Annotated in this window: 16 protein-coding genes, 1 tRNA gene and 1 other RNA gene; 8 read left to right on the top strand and 10 right to left on the bottom strand. The window is 71.3% G+C overall.

All coding sequences use genetic code 11. From position 1 onward, the window contains the following. Positions 1 to 184: 184 nt before the first annotated feature. The 9 genes from ACFRAL_RS15010 to ACFRAL_RS14970 all read right to left on the bottom strand — a co-directional run bounded on the left by ACFRAL_RS15010 (position 185) and on the right by ACFRAL_RS14970 (position 9298). Positions 185 to 616 (bottom strand): YkvA family protein, encoded by a 432-nt coding sequence (locus tag ACFRAL_RS15010; RefSeq protein ID WP_378884637.1) that lies wholly within the window; start codon positions 614 to 616, stop codon positions 185 to 187. Positions 617 to 801: 185 nt separating this feature from the next. Next, on the bottom strand, positions 802 to 1140 hold the full coding sequence (locus tag ACFRAL_RS15005; RefSeq protein ID WP_378884349.1) for a thioredoxin family protein: 339 nt from the start codon (positions 1138 to 1140) through the stop codon (positions 802 to 804). A gap of 62 nt (positions 1141 to 1202) precedes the next feature. After that, positions 1203 to 1841: a DsbA family protein gene (locus tag ACFRAL_RS15000; RefSeq protein ID WP_378884346.1), complete on the bottom strand. Its 639-nt coding sequence runs from the start codon at positions 1839 to 1841 to the stop codon at positions 1203 to 1205. A 65-nt stretch (positions 1842 to 1906) separates the two neighbouring features. Next, positions 1907 to 3991: a heavy metal translocating P-type ATPase gene (locus tag ACFRAL_RS14995; protein WP_378884634.1), complete on the bottom strand. Its 2085-nt coding sequence runs from the start codon at positions 3989 to 3991 to the stop codon at positions 1907 to 1909. Then, positions 3988 to 4323 carry an ArsR/SmtB family transcription factor gene (locus ACFRAL_RS14990; RefSeq protein WP_378884343.1) on the bottom strand — a complete coding sequence of 112 codons (336 nt, stop codon included), beginning with the start codon at positions 4321 to 4323 and terminating at the stop codon, positions 3988 to 3990. The genes ACFRAL_RS14995 and ACFRAL_RS14990 overlap by 4 nt, the downstream gene beginning before the upstream one ends. Positions 4324 to 4621: 298 nt before the next feature. Continuing rightward, positions 4622 to 4706: transfer RNA gene (locus ACFRAL_RS14985), tRNA-Ser, on the bottom strand. 41 nt (positions 4707 to 4747) lie between these two features. Further along, entirely contained in the window at positions 4748 to 7024 is a 2277-nt protein-coding gene (locus tag ACFRAL_RS14980) for a DUF3488 and DUF4129 domain-containing transglutaminase family protein (protein ID WP_378884340.1), read from the bottom strand. Further along, positions 7011 to 8270, bottom strand: coding sequence for a DUF58 domain-containing protein (locus tag ACFRAL_RS14975; protein ID WP_378884338.1), 1260 nt, complete (start codon positions 8268 to 8270; stop codon positions 7011 to 7013). Before ACFRAL_RS14975 ends, ACFRAL_RS14980 begins: the two co-directional genes overlap by 14 nt. Positions 8271 to 8278: 8 nt before the next feature. Then, on the bottom strand, positions 8279 to 9298 hold the full coding sequence (locus ACFRAL_RS14970; protein WP_336394995.1) for an AAA family ATPase: 1020 nt from the start codon (positions 9296 to 9298) through the stop codon (positions 8279 to 8281). 208 nt (positions 9299 to 9506) lie between these two features. On the opposite strand from ACFRAL_RS14970, the gene ACFRAL_RS14965 reads away from it, so the two are divergent. The 3 genes from ACFRAL_RS14965 (at position 9507) to ffs (ending at position 11738) form a co-directional block, all read left to right on the top strand. Further along, positions 9507 to 9962 carry a hypothetical protein gene (locus tag ACFRAL_RS14965; RefSeq protein ID WP_336394996.1) on the top strand — a complete coding sequence of 152 codons (456 nt, stop codon included), beginning with the start codon at positions 9507 to 9509 and terminating at the stop codon, positions 9960 to 9962. Further along, positions 9959 to 11593 (top strand): DUF5671 domain-containing protein, encoded by a 1635-nt coding sequence (locus ACFRAL_RS14960; protein WP_378884334.1) that lies wholly within the window; start codon positions 9959 to 9961, stop codon positions 11591 to 11593. Before ACFRAL_RS14965 ends, ACFRAL_RS14960 begins: the two co-directional genes overlap by 4 nt. 48 nt (positions 11594 to 11641) lie before the next feature. Next, positions 11642 to 11738, top strand: an RNA gene (gene ffs, locus ACFRAL_RS14955) — signal recognition particle sRNA small type. Here the strand turns inward: ffs and ACFRAL_RS14950 are convergent. Continuing rightward, positions 11733 to 12416: an NUDIX domain-containing protein gene (locus ACFRAL_RS14950; RefSeq protein WP_336394998.1), complete on the bottom strand. Its 684-nt coding sequence runs from the start codon at positions 12414 to 12416 to the stop codon at positions 11733 to 11735. The two genes, ffs and ACFRAL_RS14950, sit on opposite strands and share 6 nt — an antisense overlap. 97 nt (positions 12417 to 12513) lie before the next feature. Here ACFRAL_RS14950 and pta point away from each other — a divergent pair, with 97 nt between their 5' ends. The 5 genes from pta to ACFRAL_RS14925 form a co-directional block, all read left to right on the top strand. After that, entirely contained in the window at positions 12514 to 14664 is a 2151-nt protein-coding gene (gene pta, locus ACFRAL_RS14945) for a phosphate acetyltransferase (RefSeq protein ID WP_378884331.1), read from the top strand. 4 nt (positions 14665 to 14668) lie between these two features. Continuing rightward, positions 14669 to 15895: an acetate/propionate family kinase gene (locus tag ACFRAL_RS14940; protein WP_378884329.1), complete on the top strand. Its 1227-nt coding sequence runs from the start codon at positions 14669 to 14671 to the stop codon at positions 15893 to 15895. Between the two features lie 104 nt (positions 15896 to 15999). Continuing rightward, positions 16000 to 16731 (top strand): HAD family hydrolase, encoded by a 732-nt coding sequence (locus tag ACFRAL_RS14935; protein ID WP_378884327.1) that lies wholly within the window; start codon positions 16000 to 16002, stop codon positions 16729 to 16731. Then, positions 16728 to 19253, top strand: coding sequence for a glycoside hydrolase family 65 protein (locus ACFRAL_RS14930; protein WP_378884324.1), 2526 nt, complete (start codon positions 16728 to 16730; stop codon positions 19251 to 19253). Before ACFRAL_RS14935 ends, ACFRAL_RS14930 begins: the two co-directional genes overlap by 4 nt. A 106-nt stretch (positions 19254 to 19359) precedes the next feature. Further along, the coding region (locus ACFRAL_RS14925; protein WP_378884320.1) for a DNA polymerase III subunit gamma and tau at positions 19360 to 20638 on the top strand (1279 nt) is incomplete at its 3' end.

Raw genomic sequence — 20638 nt, 5'->3', positions numbered from 1 at the left:
ACCCTCGCTCCGACAATCAGCAATCGCGCAGGCGGGGGGCGGCGCAGTGCCCGCTGTGAGCGGTTGCTATGCGCAGCCCGCAGCGCAGCGGAGGGCGGAGTCTGCAAAGAGCGAGCGGAGGGACCGGAGGCGTTCGACGTCTGCCACCCTCTCACTGTCGGAGGCAGGCCCCTCACACTCCTGGTCAGTTGGGCGGCGGTGTGGAGGGAAGGCCGGCGAGGGTGAGCACACTGGCGAGCCCATCCGGGGTACCTGGCCAGTGGCGCCGGATGGCATCGATTCCGGCATGGCGGATCGCGAACCGCAGCACGATCGCGACGACCACTGCGTCATCGGCGAATCCGAGCACCGGGATGAAGTCAGGTACCAGGTCGAACGGCATCAGCAAGTAGCCCAGCAGCGCCAGCAGCCACCATCGCGTTCCCCGGGGCACCGTCGGATCGGTCGCGAGCCGCTTCACCAACCGGATCACGTCGGGGACCAGCCGCATCATCGCGCGCCAGTCGACGGTCGATCCGGTCCGACGCTGCTGGATCCACAGCAGCCCGATCAGGACAACCCACAGCAGCAGGACTCCGGCGACGACTCCGAGCGCGACGATCAGCCAATCAGACATGGCGCTCACGGGATGCTTGGCACGGTCACGAATCGCCGCGCTTGTGCCGGGTGCCCGGGTCCGAATGAAGGCGCAGCGCGATCCACAGGCCGCACCGCCGGCAGACGAAGGTCGCGCCGTCGCCCAGCGCGTGCACCTTGCGGCGCGGCAGCGTCCTGCCGCAACAGGCGCAATGGACGGGAGCGTCAGCGTCCATGAATTGCGATCGCCTCCGCGAGCTGCTCTGTCGTCGGCGACCCGGCGGGGCCGCTGGGGGTCGAGTAGAGGCGGCACGCCGCCATGTAGGACTTGCCCTCGGCGGAGAACAGATCTGCACCGTCGAGAAGAATCGTCGGCGAACCGGCGAACGGAACCTGATCCGCTTCTTCTCCGGACCCCAGCATGCGGTAGTTGATCTCGAGTTGCGACAGCCCGACGGCATCGAGCGCTTTGCGCAGGTTGCGAGCTGCGGCGACCCAGTTCGGGCAGTCATCGATGTAGAGCAGCTCAACCTTCACAACGCCATCATGCTCCGAAGCCGACATTGCGGGCAGGGTGTCGTCAAGCGACGGGACTAGATCCCCGTTCGCACGGCCAAGCCTCGGCGTCATCGCCCCAAGGCACGATCGATGGCGGTGGTGAGGTCGTCGAGGCTGTTCAGTTCGAGCCGCTGACCGTCGAGGTAGAAGGTCGGGGTGCCGCCCACTCCCATCTTGCGACCGTCGTTGAAGTCGTTCTCGATGCGGACTCGGGTCGCTGGGTCGGCGACCGCGTCGTCGTACGCCATCACGTCGAGCCCGAGTTCTTCTGCGTAGGTGCGGAACAAAGCCGCTTTCGATTCGCGTTGCTCGCCCCACTCGGACTGCGTCTCGAACATCTTGTGGAACATCTCTTCAACGCGCCCCTGCTGGGCAGCGGCCTCCACGGCGAGGGCCGCGTTCATGGAATTGGCGTGCCCAGGCAACGGAAAGTAGCGGAACGCGTAATTGATATCGCCCGCGTACTGCGCGCGGAGTTCCTCGATGTAGGGGTAGAGCGCGCCACAGACCTCGCACTCGAAGTCGAGGAACTCGACCAGCGTCGGCGCGCCGGCCCCGACCTCGTCCAAGACGTGCGTGTCTGCCCGCGTCGCCGGCAGTTCGCCAGCGGGTGTCGAAGCGTCGGTCGTGGCAGGTCGGCTGACCAGCACCATCACGATCGTGGCGACGATGAGCAGAACGACGACGGCAGCGGTGATCAGCGTCACCTTCACAGGGGTCTTCATCGGGTCTCTCGGGTCAGATGCTGCGGCGAGTCCGCCGCGCGGGAGGGTTATGCGGCGGTCGCTGCGGGTGCGGGGATCTGAGGCTTGGTGTTGATGACGGATGCCGGGCGGCGTGCGGCGCGGACACCGTTGAGGATGACGATGACCTCGGCGACCTCGTGGACGAGGACCACGCCCGCGAGTCCGAGTACGCCGAACAGCGCGAGCGGGAACAGTACGACGATGATCGCGAGGGCGAGGCCGATGTTCACGGTCATGATGCGGCGCCCACGCCGCGCGTGGGCGATCGCGCCCGGGAGCAGGCGCAGGTCATGTCCGGTGAATGCGATGTCGGCGGATTCGACGGCGGCAGCGGACCCCCTCACACCCATTGCGATGCCGACGGTCGCCGTCGCGAGTGCCGGGGCGTCGTTGATGCCGTCGCCGACCATCGCGGTCGGTCGGTGCGCGACGAGGCTCTCGATCGCCGTCGCCTTGTCGGCGGGCAGCTGTTCCGCGCGCACGTCGGCGATGCCGGCTTCGTGAGCGATGGCCTGGGCGGTGCGTGCGTTGTCGCCGGTGAGCATGACGGTGTCGATTCCCTGTGCCGCGAGCATCCGCACGGTCTCGGGCGCTTCGGGTCGCAGTTGGTCGCGCACGCCGATGACGCCGCAGGCGACCCCGTTTGCTTCGACGACGACGATCGTCATGCCCTGGGCGGCCATTGCCTCAGCTGCGATATGGAGATCCGCGGGGTCGACGGCGCGGTCGTTGCCGACCCGGATCAAGCTGGCGCCGACGGTGCCCGTGATGCCGTGCCCGGCCCGCTCCACGACGTCGTTCGCCCGGAGAACCGTCGGCGCTGCGGCCACGATGGCACCCGCGAGCGGGTGAGAGCTCGACGCTTCGAGCGCTGCCGCCCACGACAGCACGTCGTCCCGGCTCACACCGGGGATCGTGCGGACGTCGACGACCGTCGGTTCGTTCCGCGTGAGGGTGCCGGTCTTGTCGAGCGCGACGGTGCGGATGGTTCCGAACCGCTCGAAGGCCTCGCCGGACTTGATCACGACGCCGAATTTCGACGCGGAGCCGATCGCGCTGATGACGGTGACGGGGACCGCGATGGCCAGCGCGCACGGCGATGCCGCCACGAGCACGACGAGCGCCCGCTCCAACCACGTCGATGGATCGCCGACGAGGATGCCGAACAGGGCGACGAGCGCGGCGGCGATCAGCACGACGGGGACCAGGGGGCGGGCGATCCGGTCGGCGAGCCGCGCACGATCGCCCTTGCGTGCGTGGGCCTGCTCGACGAGCGTGACGATCTGGGTGAGGGAGTTGTCGCGCCCGTCGGCGGTCGCCTCGATGCGCAGCGTGCCGGAGCCGTTCACCGAGCCTGCGGCTACGGCATCCCCGGGTCCGACCTCGGCCGGGATCGATTCGCCGGTGATCGCGGAGGTGTCGAGGCTCGACCGGCCGTCGACGACGACACCGTCCGTGGCGACGCGCTCACCGGCTCCCACGACGAGGATGTCGAGCTCGCGGACGTCGGCGGCCGGAACGGTCACTTCGCCCGCGAGCCGCGAGACGCGGACGGTGTCGGGGATAAGTGACAGCAGCGCTCGCAGCCCCTCCTTAGCACGATCCATCGCACGATCCTCGAGCGCCTCGGCGAGCGAGAACAGGAACGCGAGGGCCGCTGCCTCGCCGACGTGCCCGAGAAGAACCGCGCCGAGTGCGGCGATCGTCATCAGCAATCCGACGCCGAGCCGGCCGCGGAGCAGGCGTCGGATCGCGCCCGGAACGAAGGTGTACGCGCCGGCGAGCAGTGCCACGGCCTGCAGCACCACCGCAGGAATGAGCAGGCCGGTCCACCCGAGCACGTAGCCGGTGAGCAGGAAGACGCCCGAGAGTGCAGAGGGCAGCAGCGCGGTGTCGCGCCACCACGGCGGGCGGACCTCATGCTCGGCAACTGGGCCAGACGATTCGGCGGGGCCGCAGCAGGCATCACCCTCGACATGGACGGTGGATGGCGCCGATGCCGGCTCGGGCGCGCAGCACGCGTCCGCGCTCGGCTCGATCCCGGTGAGTTCAATGCGCCGCACCGTGGAGGGCTTTCGGGGCTCGTCCGGCCCGCAGCACTCCTCGCTCATTCGCAGCACTCGCAGGTCTCGTTCATGCACGGCGCGCCTTCGTCGACCGCGACGACCGCGTCGAGCAGATGCATGAGGCCCAGTGTGAGATGGGGGTCGGCGATCTCATAGCGGGTGCGGCGGCCCTCGATGGCGGCGACGATCAGACCGCACCCGCGCAGGCACGCGAGGTGATTCGACACGTTGGTGCGAGACAGATCCAGGGCTTGGGCGAGCTCCGCGGGATAACCCGGCCCGTCCAACAGTGTCAGGAGGATCCGCGAGCGGGTCGGATCCGCCATCGCCCGACCAAGCCGGTTCATCACATCGAGCCGCGAAGCAATAGTCAGCACACGCTGACTATACATTGAACGCTGAACAGTTATTGACCGATCGGGCGGCGGCTTGCACGTGGCCTTAGCGCGAAACGCAGGAGGCGGGCGCGGCGGTCAGCGCGAGGTGTGAGTCCGAAAACCGCTAGCGCCGGTGGTGACATGAGGCAGTCATGTCACCACCGTCGCATCAGCGTGGTCGAGATCCGCGGAATTCCGGGCCTCTCGGAGACGAAATGTGAACGATAACTGTGCCACGAACTGTGCCACGAGATTTCGAACGGGTCGCGATCCCTTGAAAACACTGGGATCACAGGTGCGGAGGATGGGGGATTCGAACCCCCGAGGGCTTGCACCCAACACGCTTTCCAAGCGTGCGCCATAGGCCACTAGGCGAATCCTCCAGGAGGCCCCGAAGGGCCGCCGACCATCCTACCCTGCTCGGCTACCGCACCCGAACCGGAGCCGCTCCGGCATAGACGCTGCCGGGACGGATGATGAGGGATCGGGGGGCCGCGAGCGCCAGGATCCGCCGCGACGCCGGCACCGACGTCAGCAGCGATGCGCGCACCGCGGCGGCCGCGTCGGCCGCGGCATCCCCCATCCAGTACGAGCGGGTCCCCGCACGGGAGTAGCTGACGCGCTCGATCGCGGTGAGGACGGTATCGATGTCGGATGCCGCCACCCCGTGCTCTTCGACCAGTCGCCGGGCGAAGGCGCGCGGCGTTTCGCTGGCCGGCACGGGGATGGCCACGTCGATGGCTGCCTCCTGCACCGACTGCCAGGCCGCGGCGGCGTCACCGGCGCGGGCCGCGGCATCCAGCCGGCGCCGGCGGACCTCCTTCGCCAGGAGCGGAAGGGAGAGGAGCACGATGACAGCGGTCACGATGCCGAGCAGGGGGAGCGGGTCGACGGTGTCGCGCGCCGCACCGATCCCATTCGCCGACTGCTGCTCCTCCGCATCGATCTCGGCGCGGTCCCCAGGGGAGGTGGGCGTCGCCGTCGGCTGCGAGCCCACGCTCCCGGGGTCGGTCGTCTCGCCCGGCGCGGTCGCCGCGGACGAGAACATCGTCGGCGTGCCCAGACCCGTGGTCGGCTCGAACGGGATCCAGCCGATGCCCTCGAAGTACACCTCGGGCCAGGCGTGCAGCTGCGAGCTCGACACCGTGAACACCGGCTGCCCGTCGACGCTGTCCGTCGTCGGCGTGCCCGGGAGGTAGCCCACGACGATGCGCGACGGCATGTTGAGGGTGCGCGCCATCAGTGCGAAGGCGGAGGCGAAGTGCACGCAGTAGCCCTGGCGCACCTCCAGGAACCGTGCCACCGCTTCGGCACCGCTGCCGTCGAAGCCCTCCTCGACCGGTGCGTCGAGGGAGTACGCGAAGTCGCCGCCCCGGAACCACCGCTGCAGAGCCGTGAGGCGGTCGTAGTCGTTGGTCGCGGCGGCGGTGACCTCCACGGCGAGCTCGGCGATCTGCGGGGGGATGTCGGCGGGGATCTCGGTCGTCTCGTCGCGGACCTGCGAGCCGACGGCCGTCGCCGCCCGCACCTGTTCCAGTGAGGGGCGGGGGAGGGTCCACTGCACCTCGTACGACTGGCCCATCGTCGAGTCGCTCGTCGTCGCCACCGTGTGGTTGTAGGGCACCGCCCCCCACAGTCCCCTGAGCCCGGCGACCCCCACCGCCGGATACGGCACCGGCGCCCAGGGCGAGTCCAGGTTCACCACGTCGACCTTGGTGGTGTACTCCGAGATCCGGATCTCGTCCGTGTTGTCGATCTCGCCGAACGCCCGGTCGCTCTCGAGCGAGACGGTCTGCGCCCGGTCGGGCTCCCAGATGCCGCCCTCGAACCGGCTCAGCGTCGTCGCGCGCAGGTACGGCACCGACGGCGAGTCGGTACGGACGCGGATGACCTCCACCTCCTGCGGCCGGCGCAGGTCGTCGCCGAGCTGCAGGGTGGCATCGATCCCCGGCCCTGGTCCGAGTCCCGTGCCCGCGCGGGCCCCCGGCTGCGGCAGCGCCGGCGCGACCACGACGGCGACCACGATGGCGATCGCGCCGATGCCGAGCGCCGTGGCCGGCACGCCGGCGGTGCGCTCCTCCTCACGCTCCATCGGCTTCTCGCGCGAACGGGTCTCGGAGCGGATCAGGAACAGGATCGTCACGGCGAGGAAGACGAACCCGATCACGTCGACGGCAGCGGGCGCCGCGATCGCCGGGATCAGCGACACCGTGACGATGCCGACCGACGCCAGCAGCGGCATCCGTGCCGTCACCACGACGTGGTCGACGATGATCGTCAGCAGGCCCATCGCTCCGACCACCACGAAGGCCAGCGGAAGAGAGCCCTCGAGGGGCGCCGCGCCGAGCCTGATCTCCTCCATCGCCGCTTCCACGAGCAGCGGCACGCTGCGGATCGTGTCGAGGGTCGGGATGACCCACAGCAGCGCGGTGTCCCTGAGGAACACCAGCGTCAGGAACACGGCCCACAGGGTGGCCTCGATGAGGGTCACGGCGACCGCCGGGAGGCGGTAGAGGCGCGCGGTGTAGCCTGCGCCGAGGATGAGCGCGGCCAGCAGCAGCGCCGCCAGCAGCCACCAGCCGGAGTCGATGACGCGCACGACCGGGAGCAGGGCCGCGAGCAGCGCCGCGAAGATCGAGAAGGTCAGCAGCTTCTCTCCGCCGCGTGCGCGCGTCGCGCGGCCCGCGTCAGCCGACGACATGGTGCGCCCCCCGCCCGATCGCGTTCGCCCACGCGGGCGCCAGGTCGCGTTCGGCGTCGATGGCCGCCACGTGCCAGCCGTGGTCGGCGGCGAGGTCCAATGCGCCGGCGGCCGGGGCGGCGGCGAGGAGGACCGGCAGCGTGCTGTGATGGGCGACAGGTCCGACCGCCGCCGCGTCGGAGGGATCGAAGCGGCCGACGATGAGGACGATCGGTCCGGTCGAGATGCCCGCGAACAGCCGGGGCAGCCGGGCGAGATCATCGTCGCGTCGGGCCGTCATCGTCGCGAACTGCACGAGCAGTCCGTCGACGGACATCATGTCGCCGCCGTCGATGCGATCGATGAGCACCGTGCCCTCGGTGTCGAGCACCTCCACCGCGTAGCCGTCGTGGACGAGGCGGGCGACGGCGGACACGCACGCGGAGACGGCGGCCTCGAAGCCGGGGTCGGCGCCGGGCGCCTGCAGCGCATCGGGCGACCACCGACGTGCCGCCCGGTCGATCACGACCGCCGCCTCGGGCGTGGACTCCTGCTCCTCCTGGCGCACCATGAGCTCGTCACGGTGAGCGGTGGCGCGCCAGTGGATGCGGCGCATGGAGTCGCCCGAGGCGTAGGGGCGGGCGACGAGGTTGTCGGCGCCCTGACCCAGCTGGTCCGTCGTCGTATGGAGCAGGCCGCCCGTCGCGCCGGCGTAGTCGATCAGCGGGGCGAGGTCGACGACCGCCGGGGCGACGGTCACCGGGGTGCGCTGGCTGAACACCACCGTGCGCCGCGCGAGCCCGAACGGGTCGGACGACTGCACCGTGAGCGGACCCAGCGAGTGCACCCCGCGCCTGGCGCCGGTGACGGTGTAGACGAGGTCGATGCTCCTGGCGCCGCCGCGCTCGCCGCCGAGGAACCCCGACCCGAGCGCGGGGAAGGCGCCGGCGGCCTTGCCGCGAAGTCCCTTCGGAAGCGCGTCACGCCACGTCCCCGGCGCGGTGGGCAGCGCCGTGCGCACGCCGACGCGCACGGCCACACGGGCCTCCGACCCCACCGAGACGACGTCGGGCGAGAGCGAGCGGGTCACCGACTCGGTGCGGCGGCCGGCATAGAGTGACGCGACGCTCGCCGCGACGACGGCAAGCAGCAGGATGCCGAAGTACATCAGCTCGGCCAGGCTCGCCTCCTGCGCGACGACGAGGCAGACGATCGCCAGGACGAGCGCGCCGGTGCCCCGGACTGTCAGCGGCCACACTCGTCTCATCGGCGGACTCACTGACGTGAGGCGATCGGCACTCGCACGCTCGCCGCGATGCGCTCCAGGATCGTGGCGATCGCGTCGGCCGCATTGCCGCCGCGCGCGCCGCCGGCGGCACGGGTGGGGATGAGACGGTGCGCGAACACGGGCGCGAGGAGCGCCGTGATGTCGTCCGGGATGACGAACGCCCGCCCGTCGAGGGCGGCCCACACCTTGGCGGCCCGGACGAGCTGCAGCGTCGCGCGCGGGCTGGCGCCCAGACGCAGGTCGCTGTGACTGCGGGTCGCCTGAGCGAGTCCGACGGCGTAGTCCTCGATGGCGGGCGCCACGTGCACCGCGCGCGCCCATCCGATGAGGCCCGAGACCTCGTCGGCCGAGACCACGGCGGCGAGCTGGTCGAGCGGGTTCACGGTGTCGCGCTGGCGGAGCATGAGCGCCTCCGAGCGGGGGTCGGGGTATCCCATGGAGATGCGCATCATGAAGCGGTCGCGCTGGGCCTCGGGAAGGGCGTACGTCCCCTCCATCTCCAGCGGGTTCTGCGTCGCGACCACCAGGAACGGCTCGGGGACGAAGTGCGTGCGCCCGTCGACGGTGACCTGCCGCTCCTCCATCGCCTCGAGCAGGGCCGACTGCGTCTTGGGGGAGGAACGGTTGATCTCGTCCGCGATCACGATGTTGGCGAAGATCGCACCCGGCTTGAACTCGAACTCCCGGTCGACCGGGTTGTAGACGCTCACCCCCGTGACGTCACCCGGCAGGAGGTCGGGGGTGAACTGGATCCGCCGCACGGTCGCATCCACCGACGTCGCGAGCGCCCGGGCGAGCATCGTCTTGCCGACGCCCGGCACGTCCTCGATGAGCAGGTGGCCTTCTGCGAGGAGGCAGACCAGCGCGCTGCGCACCGCCTCGGGCTTTCCGTCGATGACGCTGCCGACCGCGTCGAGGATCGCGTCCGTGATGCGCGCGAACCCGTCCGCCGTCAGCCCGGCCCCGTGCGCGCCGGGTCCGGCATCCGTCATGGCGGTATCGACCATCGAGGCCTCCTGGTCCGCTCGTCCGAGCGGTTCGGCGGGTGAGAGCGGGCTCCCTCGCCCACGGCTCGATCCTATCCGCGCGCAGGCGGGGCGGCACTGGGAGGATGCCGTGGGCTCGAGGAGCCACGCCGCGCGCCCGGCGATACCGTCCCGCGCGCCGGATCCCGCGCAGGTGCGGCACGACCGCCGGGGGGAGCATGATGTGAGCATGAGCGAAGACGCCCCTCGCCGCCGCTGGGCGCTCCCGGCACTCCTGATCGGCATCGGCCTGGTGGTCGTGATCGCCGTCGTGGTCATCGTCGCGCGCGGCGGCCCGCAGGAGTACCCGGCCGATACGCCGGAAGGCGTCGTCCAGCGCTACTCGCAGGCCCTGATCGACGGGGACTTCGAGGGTGCGCTCGAGTATGTCGTACCCGAGATCGCCGACGACTGCGAGCGGGACTGGTTCGCTGCCGAGGATTACCGGGTGGCGCTCGTCCGCACGACCGAGCGCGAGTCGGGCACGACGGTCGACGTGCTCATCACCGCCGTATACGGGTCGGGCCTGCTCGGCCCGGGGGAGTCGGAGTCCGAGGGCAGCTTCCTGCTGGTGCAGGAGGACGGCGAGTGGCTCATCGAGCGCGCGCCGTGGCAGCTGTCGCTGTGCGGGGAGCTCGGACTGTGACCGGCGCACCCGCACCGGCACCTGCACCCGCGCCCGCGCGCGCCGGCGGCGGCGCCGGGGCCGTCGTGCGGCGGATCATCCTCCTGTCGCTCCTGTTCGCCCTCATCACGGTGGCGGCGATCGGGATCTCGGGTCTGCTGGCGCGGGCGATCGGCTTCGAGCAGGTGATCGCGGAGGGGGAGGCATCCCTCGCCCGTTCGCTCGCCTTCGCCGTCATCGGCACCCCCCTCGCCGCAGCGCTGTGGTGGTGGCAGCGTCGGCGCCTCGCGGAGCCGGCGGAGCGGGCGTCGCTGGTGTGGACGCTGTACCTGACGGCGATGACGCTGACGGCGCTCGTGACCGCGACCGTGTCGCTCGCGCTGACGGCGAACGGGGGGATCGACGGCGAATGGCGGCCCGACGACGCCGCTGCGGCGCTGGTGTGGGGCGGCGTGTGGGTGTGGCACCGGCGGATGCGCCGGCACGCCCGCACGGCGCCGACACGGCTCGCCGACCTCCCCGTGCAGCTCAGCGCGGTCTGGGGACTCGTGATCGGCGCCCTGGGGGCCGTCGCCGCGATCGCGGCCCTGATCGCTCGGGCGCTCACCGGCGGAGCCGGCCTGCTCGCGAGCGGCGGACTCTGGTGGCAGACCGTCCTGCAGTCGCTCGTCTGGCTCGCACTCGGCGCGGGGATCTGGTGGTGGCACTGGCACCGCGAGGGCGCGCGCGGTGCGCCCGGGCTGTTCGCCGCCGTGCTCCTGGTCATCGTGGTGGGCGCCGCGGCGGCCACCACGCTCATCGCGCTGGCGAACACCCTCCACACCGTGTTGAGGATGCTCGTCTCCGGCGCCACCGCGGACGTGCTCGCCCCGCTGGACATGGCCGTCGCGGCTGCCGCGGTCGGAGCCGTCCTATGGGTGTACCACGCGGGCGTCCTCGGCTCGCGCCCCGACGGCGCACGTCAGGCCGGGCGTCTCGTGGTCTCGGCGATCGCGCTCATCCAGGCCGCGAGCGGTTTCGGCGTGATCGTCAACGCGCTGCTGGCGAGCGTCGCCTCGTCGCTCGTCGACGACGAGAGCCTGAACCTTCTGCTCGGGGGCATCAGCGCCCTCCTCGTGGGCGGAGCGGCGTGGTGGGCGGCATGGCGGCCCGACCGCGGCGGGGCTGCGGATGCGGCCGACGCCGGCCGGCGCGTCTATCTCGTGGTGATCTTCGGTGCCAGCGCCATCGCGGCCGTGGTGACGCTCCTGCTCATCGGCTACCGCCTCTTCGAGTTCGCGCTGGGGGAGGGGGAGCCCGGCGGCCTGCTGGAGTACATCCGGGCGCCCCTCGGCGTGCTGAGTGCGACCGCCGTCGTCTTCGCGTACCACTTCGCCATCTGGCGACGCGACCGTGCCGCGGCGCCCCGGTCGGCGCGGCGCCGGATCGGGCGGGTGATCCTCGTCTCGGGCGGCGACGTGTCGTCGCTGGGCGTCGCGGTCCGCTCGGCGACGGGGGCCGCGGTGTCGGTGTGGCCGGCGGCGGACGGGGAGGCGACCCTGGCAGCGGACCCCGCGCCGGTGCTCGCCGCGCTGGAGCAGGTCTCCGCGCCGCGGGTGCTCGTCCTGGCCGAGTCCGCCGGCGGCGTGCGGGTGGTGCCGCTCGCCGACTGAGCGGCCGTGCGCGTGGCTCGCGTCATGCTGCGAGCGGGTTAGACTGTAGGCAGCTCTCCGCGAGGCGGCATCCAGGCCAACTCCCCCAGGACGGAAACGTAGCAAGGGTAACCAGGCTCTGCCGGGTTCGCGGAGAGTCTTAATTTTTCCGGGCGCCTGCGGCGGCGAAGGGGCCGTCGAGCACCGCCCACTGCAGCAGCATGATGGTCTTCGCGTCCTGGATCCGCCCGTCGCGCACCATCGCGAGCGCCTCGTCGATGTGCGGCTCGAGCAGCTCGATGTGCTCGCCGTCCTCCTCGACGCCGCCGCGGTCGCCCGTCCGCGTCGAGGCGTCGTACGGCGCGGCGAAGAAATGCAGGCGCTCGGTGACCGACCCGGGGCTCATGTACACGTCCCACACGTGCTCGAGCTCGCCGATGTCGACACCGGTCTCCTCGGCGGTCTCGCGCCGGATGGCCGTCACGGCGTCGTCCTCGTCGAGGAGGCCGGCGGCCGTCTCGATCAGCATCCCGTCCGGGTGGTCGTTGACGTACACGGGGTAGCGGAACTGCCGCGTCAGCAGCACGGTGCGGCGGGCGGGGTCGTAGAGCAGCACGGTCGCGCCGTTGCCGCGATCGTACGTCTCGCGCTGCTGCGTCTCCCAGCGGCCCGACGGGGTGCGGTAGTCCAGGGTCGTGCGCCGCAGCACGTGCCACGCGGACGCCAGGACCTCCACCTCGGTCACCCGCACGTCCGGGTTGCGGTCGAGGTCGCGCCCCGTGCGGTCGAGCCCTGTCCTGCCGCGGTGGTCGGGGACGTCGATACCGGGCCGGGGCGCATCCATGTCCCGAGGGTAGCCGAGCGCACCGGCGCCCCCGCCCCGGCGCCCGATGCGGCCGCCTGCCTGGCCGAGCACTCCGGCCCGCCCGTAGGCTGGACCGGTGGCGCAGAGCATCTACATCACGTCGGCCGAAGGCCACTCCGGGAAGTCCACGGTCGCGCTCGGCGTGCTCGACGCGCTGAGCCACGCGACACCGCGTGTGGGGGTGTTCCGGGCCATCGCGCGCTCGACGATCGAGCGCGACTACGTGCTCGAGATGCTCCTGGACCACGACGGGGTGGATCTCGCGTACGACGACTGCTTCGGCGTCACCTATGACGACGTCCGCCATGATCCGGATGCCGCTCTCGCTACGATCGTCGAGCGCTACAAGGCCGTCGAGGCCCAGTGCGACGCGGTGGTGATCCTCGGCAGCGACTACACCGACGTCGGCAGCCCCGCCGAGCTGGCGTACAACGCGCGCATCGCGGCGAACCTCGGCGCCCCCGTGCTGCTCGTGCTGGGTGGTCGGTCGGCTCAGAACCAGACCCAGCCGGAGCAGCTGGGCTCGTCGCTGCCGCGCACGCCGGAGGAGGTGGGGCAGATCGCCGATCTGGCGCTCGCCGAGCTCCAGCACGGCCGCGCCAAGCTCTTCGCCGTCGTCGCGAACCGTGCCGATCCCGAGCGGCTCGACGAGACCATCGCCGCGCTGCGACGTTCGATCCAGGCGCACTCCCACGAGACCTCCGCCGGCGCCTCGGGCGAGACGGTGCCGGTGTGGGCCCTCCCCGAGGACCGCTATCTCGTCGCCCCGTCGATCCGCGGCATCATGCGCTCGGTCGACGGCGAGCTGATCGGCGGCGACCCCGACCGGCTCACGCGCGAGGCGCTGGCTGTCGTGGTCGCGGGCATGTCCATGGTCAACGTGCTGCCGCGCCTGCTGGAGGGTGCGGTGGTCGTCATCCCCGCCGACCGCTCCGAGGTCCTGCTCGCCACGCTGCTGGCCAACGCGTCGGGCACGTTCCCGTCCATCTCCGGCATCGTCCTCAACGGCGGCTTCGAGATCCCCGAGCCGGTGACGCGGCTCCTGGAGGGCCTGGGCTCCAGCGTCCCCATCATCACCACCGAGCTCGGCACGTACGAGACGTCGGTGCGGATCATGGGCACGCGCGGCCGCCTGGCCGCCGACTCGCAGCGCCGCTACGACACCGCCCTCGCGCTGTTCGAGCAGAGCGTCGACACCGACGAGCTGCTCACGGCGTTCGGCGTCGCCCGCGCGACCGTGGTGACGCCCCTCATGTTCGAGTTCCAGCTCATCGAGCGGGCGCGCGCGCAGCGCAAGAGGATCGTCCTGCCCGAGGGCGACGACGACCGCGTGCTGCGCGCCGCAGCCACGGTCCTCAAGCGCGGCATCGCGGACCTCGTGATCCTCGGCGAGCCGTTCGAGGTGCGCGCCCGCGCGATCGAGCTCGGCATCGACATCAAGGCCGCCGAGGTGCTCTCGCCGCTGGACGCCGTCCACGTGCACAAGTTCGCCGAGGAGTACGCCCGGCTGCGGGCCCACAAGGGCGTCACCGTGAGCCAGGCGGCCGACACCGTCACCGATGTCTCGTACTTCGGCACGATGATGGTGCACCTCGGGCTCGCCGACGGCATGGTCTCGGGGGCGGCGCACACCACCGCCCACACGATCCGGCCGGCGTTCGAGGTGATCAAGACGAAGCCGGGCGTCTCGGTCGTGTCGAGCGTCTTCCTCATGGCCCTCGCCGACCGCGTGCTCGTCTACGGCGACTGCGCGGTCATCCCCGACCCCACCAGCGAGCAGCTCGCCGACATCGCGATCTCGTCCGCCGCGACGGCGGCGCAGTTCGGGATCGAGCCCCGCGTCGCGATGCTGTCGTACTCGACGGGGGAGTCCGGATCGGGTGCGGACGTCGAGAAGGTGCGGGATGCCACGGCCCTGGTCCGCTCCCGCGCCCCCGAGCTGCTCGTGGAAGGCCCCATCCAGTACGACGCCGCCGCCGACGCGGCCGTGGCCGCGGCGAAGATGCCGGACTCGGAGGTCGCCGGCCGCGCGACGGTCTTCGTCTTCCCCGACCTCAACACCGGCAACAACACCTACAAGGCCGTGCAGCGATCGGCCGGCGCGGTCGCGATCGGACCGGTGCTGCAGGGGCTGAACAAGCCGATCAACGACCTGTCGCGCGGGGCGCTCGTCGACGACATCGTCAACACGATCGCCATCACGGCGATCCAGGCGCAGGGGGAGTGAACGCATGACACCGGTGCTCGTCATCAACAGCGGGTCGTCGTCGTTCAAGTACCAGCTGCTGGACATGGACACCGAGCGGACGCTGGCGTCCGGCCTCGTCGAGCGGATCGGCGAGACCGTCGGCGTCGCGCGGCACACGGTGTACGCCGCGCCGACGGACGGCGCCTCGCCGACCTTCCTCGACGCCACCCGCACGCGCGAGCTGCCGATCCCCGATCACACCGCGGGCTTCGCCGTCATGCTCGACGCGTTCGCCTCCGACGGTCCCTCGCTGACCGACACGCCGCCCGTCGCGGTCGGCCACCGGGTCGTCCACGGCGGGGCGCGGTTCTTCGAGCCCACCCTCATCACGCCGCTCGTCGAGATCAACATCGACGAGCTCGCCGTGCTCGCCCCGCTGCACAACCCCGCGAACCTCGCGGGCATCGCGGCAGCGCGCGACGCGTTCCCCGACGTCCCGCACGTGGCGGTGTTCGACACCGCGTTCCACCAGACGCTGGCTCCCGCCGCCTACACGTACGCGATCGACACCGAGGTCGCGGCATCCCACCGCATCCGGCGCTACGGCTTCCACGGCACCTCGCACAAGTTCGTCAGCGAGGCGGCGGCGGCCTTCCTCGGGCGCCCGCTGGGCGAGCTCAAGCAGATCGTGTTCCACCTGGGCAACGGGGCGTCGGTCACCGCGATCGACGGCGGACGCTCCATCGACACCTCGATGGGCTTCACGCCTCTCGAGGGACTGGTCATGGGCACTCGGTCGGGCGACATCGACCCCGCCGTGCTGTTCCAGCTCGCCCGTCGCGCCGGTCTGTCGATCGACGAGCTGGACGACCTGCTGAACAAGCGCAGCGGGCTGCTCGGGCTCGCCGGCTCCAACGACCTGCGCGACATCCGCGCCGCCGTCGCACGCGGCGACGAGCGGGCGATCCTCGCCTTCGAGGTGTACGTGCACAGGCTGCGCGCCTATGCCGGCGCCTACCTGGCGCAGCTCGGCGGCGCCGACGTCATCTCGTTCACGGCGGGCGTCGGCGAGAACGCGCCGCACGTGCGGGCGGGCGCGCTGGAGACCCTCGGCTTCGCCGGAGTCGAGATCGATCCGGTCCGCAATGAGGCGCAGGAGCGCGGCATCCGGATCATCTCGACGGATGCCTCGGCGGTGACCGTCCTCGTCGTGCCGACCGACGAAGAGCTCGAGATCGCCCGGCAGACGCTGGGCGTCGCCCGTCCCTGAACGTCACGGGGTGTCGGCTGGGCTCCCGCCCGCATTACGCTTTGCTGAGCGGCGCGACGGAGTGCCGACGCATCCACCCGCTCCCCTCGCTCCCCGGAGGTCCTGTGGCTCCCGACGCCCTGCCCGATCTGACCGCCTTCGACGCCGTGCTGTTCGATCTGGACGGCGTGCTGACGCCCACCGCCGAAGTGCACATGCACGCGTGGCAGACGATGTTCGAGGAGCTGTTCGCGGCCTGGGACATCACGCCGGCGTACACGGAGCGCGACTACTTCGACTACCTGGACGGGAAGAAGCGGTACGACGGGGTGGCGAGCCTGCTGCGCTCCCGCGACGTCGAGGTGCCGTGGGGCGATCCGTCCGACGATCCCTCCGCCGACACGGTGTGCGGCATCGGCAACCGCAAGAACGCGGTCTTCGAACGCGTGCTGCGCGCCGAGGGGATCGCCCCGTACCCCGGGTCGCTGCGGGTGCTGGACCTGCTGGCGGATGCCGGGACTCCGGTCGCGGTCGTCTCGAGCTCGAAGAACGCCGAGGAGGTGCTCGCCGCCGCCGGCATCCGCGACCGATTCACCGTCGTGATGGACGGCGTCATCGCCGAGCGCGACCACCTGGCGTCCAAGCCCGCGCCCGACGTCTTCGTCGAGGCCGCCAAGATGCTGGGCGTCGAGCCCGCCCGAAGCGCCGCGGTCGAGGACGCCATCAGCGGCGTGCGCTCGGCCGCGTCCGGCGGATTCGGGCTCGTCGTCGGCGTCGATCGCGGTGTCGGGGAGGACGACCTCCTGGACGCCGGCGCCCATGTGGTGGTGCAGGACCTGGAGGAGTTCGCGCGATGATCAACCGCGATCGGTTCCCCGTCGACCCCTGGCGGTTCGTCGAGAAGTCGTTCGACATCGACGACGCGGGCGTCACCGAGACGCTCTTCGCCGTCGGCAACGGCTACCTCGGCATGCGCGGCAACCACCCCGAGGGTCGCTTCGCCCATGAGCACGGCACGTTCATCAACGGCTTCCACGAGACGTTCCCGATCCGCCACGCCGAGCAGGCCTACGGCTTCGCCGAGGTGGGGCAGACGATCATCAACGCGCCCGACGCGAAGATCATGCGCGTCTACGTCGACGACGAGCCGCTGTCGCTCGACGTGGCCGACCTGCGCGAGTACGAGCGCGTCCTCGACATGCGCGACGGCGTGCTGCGTCGCCATCTCATCTGGGTGACCCCGTCCGGCAAGGAGGTGCAGATCGAGTTCGAGCGGATGGTGCCCTTCGAGGAGAAGCACCTCGCTGTCATGACGATCGACGTCACCGTCCTCAACGCCGACGCCCCGGTGACCGTGAGCTGCCAGATGATCAACCGTCAGGACGGCGAGGACGTCTACGGCGGCACGCCCTCGGCGCCCAAGCGCGCCGGGTTCGATCCGCGCAAGACGGAGCGGTTCCACGAGCGCGTGCTGCAGCCGCAGGAGTACTGGCAGGACCGGCTGCGCTCCGCGCTGTCGTACCGCGCGACGGAGTCTGGCATGACGATCGCGATCGTCGCCGATCACCTGGTCGAGACCGCCAACGAGCACACCTCGCGCACCCTCATCGAGCCCGACATCGCCAAGAACGTCTTCCGTGTGCAGGCGAAGGCGGGCGTGCCGATCCGCGTCACCAAGCTCGTCAGCTATCACACGTCGCGCGGCGTGCCGTCGCGCGAGCTCGTCGACCGCTGCCGTCGCACCCTCGACCGTGCGCTGGCCGAGGGCGTGGACGCGATCCGCGCGCAGCAGCGGTCGTGGCTCGACGCGTTCTGGGAGCGGTCGGACGTGCGCATCGGCGGACACGACGACCTGCAGCAGGCGACCCGCTGGTGCCTGTTCCAGCTCGCGCAGGCGTCGGCCCGCGCCGACGGTCAGGGCGTGCCGGCGAAGGGCATGACGGGGTCGGGGTACTCGGGCCACTACTTCTGGGACACCGAGATCTACGTGCTCCCCTTCCTCGCGTACACGACCCCGCTGTGGGCGCGCAACGCGCTGCGCATGCGCTACCTCATGCTCCCCGCCGCGCGTCGGCGCGCCTTCCAGCTGAACGAGGCGGGGGCGCTCTTCCCGTGGCGGACGATCAACGGGGAAGAGGCATCCGCCTACTACGCCGCCGGCACGGCGCAGTACCACATCAACGCCGACGTCAGCTATGCGCTGGCGAAGTACGTGCGCGCCACGGGAGACGAGGAGTTCCTCTTCCGCGAGGGCGTCGACATCGCCGTCGAGACGGCGAGGCTGTGGGCGACGCTCGGGTTCTGGCGCTCGAACGACGGCGTCATCGACGGCGAGGGCGACTCGTTCCACATCCACGGCGTCACCGGCCCCGACGAGTACACGACGGTCGTCAACGACAACCTCTTCACGAACGTCATGGCGCGGTTCAATCTCCGATTCGCGGCCCGCACCGTGCGCGAGATGGCAGAGATCGACGGCGAGGTGTACCGCCAGATGGTCGACCGCCTGTCGCTGGAGCCCGGCGAGCCCGACGCCTGGGAGCGGGCCGCAGAGGCGATGCACATCCCGTTCAGCCCGACTCTCGGCATCCACCCGCAGGACCATGTGTTCCTCGAGCGCGAGATCTGGGACCTCGAGAACACCCCTCCCGACAAGCGGCCGCTGCTGCTGCACTTCCACCCGCTCGTCATCTACCGGTACCAGGTGCTCAAGCAGGCCGACGTCGTGCTCGCGCTGTTCCTGCAGGGGAACCACTTCTCGGCGGAGGACAAGCTCGCCGACTTCGAGTACTACGACCCGCTGACCACGGGCGACTCGACGCTGTCGGCGGTCGTGCAGGCGATCCTCGCTGCGGAGGTCGGCTACCAGGACCTCGCGCTGGAGTACTTCCGCGAGTCGATCTTCGTCGACCTCGGGGATCTGCACCACAACGCCGCCGACGGTGTGCACGTGGCGTCGGCGGGCGGCGTGTGGACGGCGCTCGTCTCGGGCTTCGGCGGCATGCGCGACCACTTCGGCGAGTTGTCGTTCGACCCGCGTCTGCCCGCGGCGTGGCCGTCGCTGGAATTCGTGGTGCACTGGCACGGCACGCCGCTGACCGTGACGGTCACGCGCGACGAGCTGCGGGTGCGCGCGGGGGCCGGCGACCCGGTGGGCTTCAGCGTGCGCGGCGTCGGCTACGTGGTCGGCGCCGGAGAGCAGGTCGTGGTGGCGCTGGAGGGGCAGGGCCCGGTGATCTCGGGACGCCCGACGCTGCGCGAGCTGGGCGACGCGCGTCGCGAGGACGGCTCGCTGCTGTCGGCGTCGGTGCCCACCGTGACCTCGTCCATCCCGATCGTGGTGGGGGCGGCGGACCTCGAGCAGGGGGTCGACGTCTGAGCCCGCGCCGAGACGCGTCGTGCCGGCGCGGCGAGATCCCGCGTGCCGACGGGACCGCCCCCGATCCGGCCGCCGGGATGTCGGACGCACGCCGTAGGCTGGGGGAGTGACCACCGCCCTCTACCGCCGCTACCGGCCCGAGTCGTTCGGCGAGATGATCGGGCAGTCGCAGGTCACCGAACCCCTCATGACCGCCCTGCGCAGCGACAGGGTCGGCCACGCGTACCTGTTCTCGGGCCCGCGCGGCTGCGGCAAGACGACGTCGGCCCGCATCCTCGCCCGCTGCCTCAACTGCGCTCAAGGTCCGACCGACACCCCGTGCGGCACGTGCGACAGCTGCGTCGAGCTGGGGCGCGGCGGCGGCGGATCGCTCGACGTGGTCGAGATCGACGCGGCGAGTCACAACGGCGTGGACGACGCGCGCGATCTGCGCGAGCGTGCCGTGTTCGCGCCCGCCCGCGACCGGTTCAAGATCTTCATCCTCGACGAGGCGCACATGGTGACGCCGCAGGGCTTCAACGCCCTGCTCAAGCTCGTCGAAGAGCCGCCCGATCACGTCAAGTTCATCTTCGCCACGACCGAGCCCGAGAAGGTCATCGGCACGATCCGCTCGCGCACGCACCACTACCCGTTCCGGCTCGTGCCTCCCGCGGCGATGCTCGAGTACGTCGAGCAGCTGTGCGCGCAGGAGGGCGTCGAGGTCGAGCAGGGCGTTCTGCCGCTCGTGGTCCGCGCGGGCGGCGGCTCCCCGCGAGACACGCTGTCGCTCCTGGATCAGCTCATCGCCGGTTCCGACCCCGGCACCGGGTCCGAGGCGATGACCGTGCGGTACGCACGGGCCGTCGCCCTGCTCGGGTACACGCACGCCGAGCTGCTCGACGAGGTCGTCGACGCCTTCGCCGCATCCGACGCCTCGGCGGCGTTCGCCGCCGTCGACCGGGTCGTGCAGACAGGTCAGGACCCCCGCCGCTTCGTCGACGACCTGCTGGAACGCCTGCGCGACCTGATCGTCGTCGCCGCGACCGGCCAGGACGCCGCCGCCGTCCTGCGGGGCGTCTCGGTCGACGACCTCACCCGCATGCGTCGACAGGCCGACGCCTTCGGCTCGTCGCGGCTGTCGCGCATCGCCGACCTCGTCGTGGGCACGCTCGACGACATGACCGGCGCCACCTCGCCGCGCCTGCAGCTCGAGCTCATGGTCGCCCGCGTGCTCGCCAGAGGGGCGGATGCCGCGCCCGCCGAGCTCCCGGCCCGCGCCGCCGCTCCCGTCCCGGCCGTCGCTCCCGCTCCCGCTGCCCCGGCGGCTCCCTCGGCCGCCCCGGCCGAGCAGCACCCGACGGCGCCGGCGGACGCGCCGACGACGCCCGCGGCCGCGCCGACGCCCC

Source organism: Microbacterium sp. NPDC056736, from assembly GCF_042790415.1.
GTDB lineage: Bacteria > Actinomycetota > Actinomycetes > Actinomycetales > Microbacteriaceae > Microbacterium.
This window is presented reverse-complemented; position numbering and strand designations above follow the sequence as displayed.

Bases quoted from the DNA above. Each gene is read 5' to 3' on its own strand.
- ACFRAL_RS14995 (WP_378884634.1), bottom strand. From the start codon at position 3,991: ATGAGCGAGGAGTGCTGCGGGCCGGACGAGCCCCGAAAGCCCTCCACG.
- ACFRAL_RS14965 (WP_336394996.1), top strand. From the start codon at position 9,507: ATGAGCGAAGACGCCCCTCGCCGCCGCTGGGCGCTCCCGGCACTCCTG.
- ACFRAL_RS15005 (WP_378884349.1), bottom strand. From the start codon at position 1,140: ATGTCGGCTTCGGAGCATGATGGCGTTGTGAAGGTTGAGCTGCTCTAC.
- ACFRAL_RS15010 (WP_378884637.1), bottom strand. From the start codon at position 616: ATGTCTGATTGGCTGATCGTCGCGCTCGGAGTCGTCGCCGGAGTCCTG.
- ACFRAL_RS14940 (WP_378884329.1), top strand. From the start codon at position 14,669: ATGACACCGGTGCTCGTCATCAACAGCGGGTCGTCGTCGTTCAAGTAC.
- ACFRAL_RS14950 (WP_336394998.1), bottom strand. From the start codon at position 12,416: ATGGATGCGCCCCGGCCCGGTATCGACGTCCCCGACCACCGCGGCAGG.
- ACFRAL_RS14980 (WP_378884340.1), bottom strand. From the start codon at position 7,024: ATGTCGTCGGCTGACGCGGGCCGCGCGACGCGCGCACGCGGCGGAGAG.
- ACFRAL_RS14970 (WP_336394995.1), bottom strand. From the start codon at position 9,298: ATGGTCGATACCGCCATGACGGATGCCGGACCCGGCGCGCACGGGGCC.
- ACFRAL_RS14930 (WP_378884324.1), top strand. From the start codon at position 16,728: ATGATCAACCGCGATCGGTTCCCCGTCGACCCCTGGCGGTTCGTCGAG.
- ACFRAL_RS14975 (WP_378884338.1), bottom strand. From the start codon at position 8,270: ATGAGACGAGTGTGGCCGCTGACAGTCCGGGGCACCGGCGCGCTCGTC.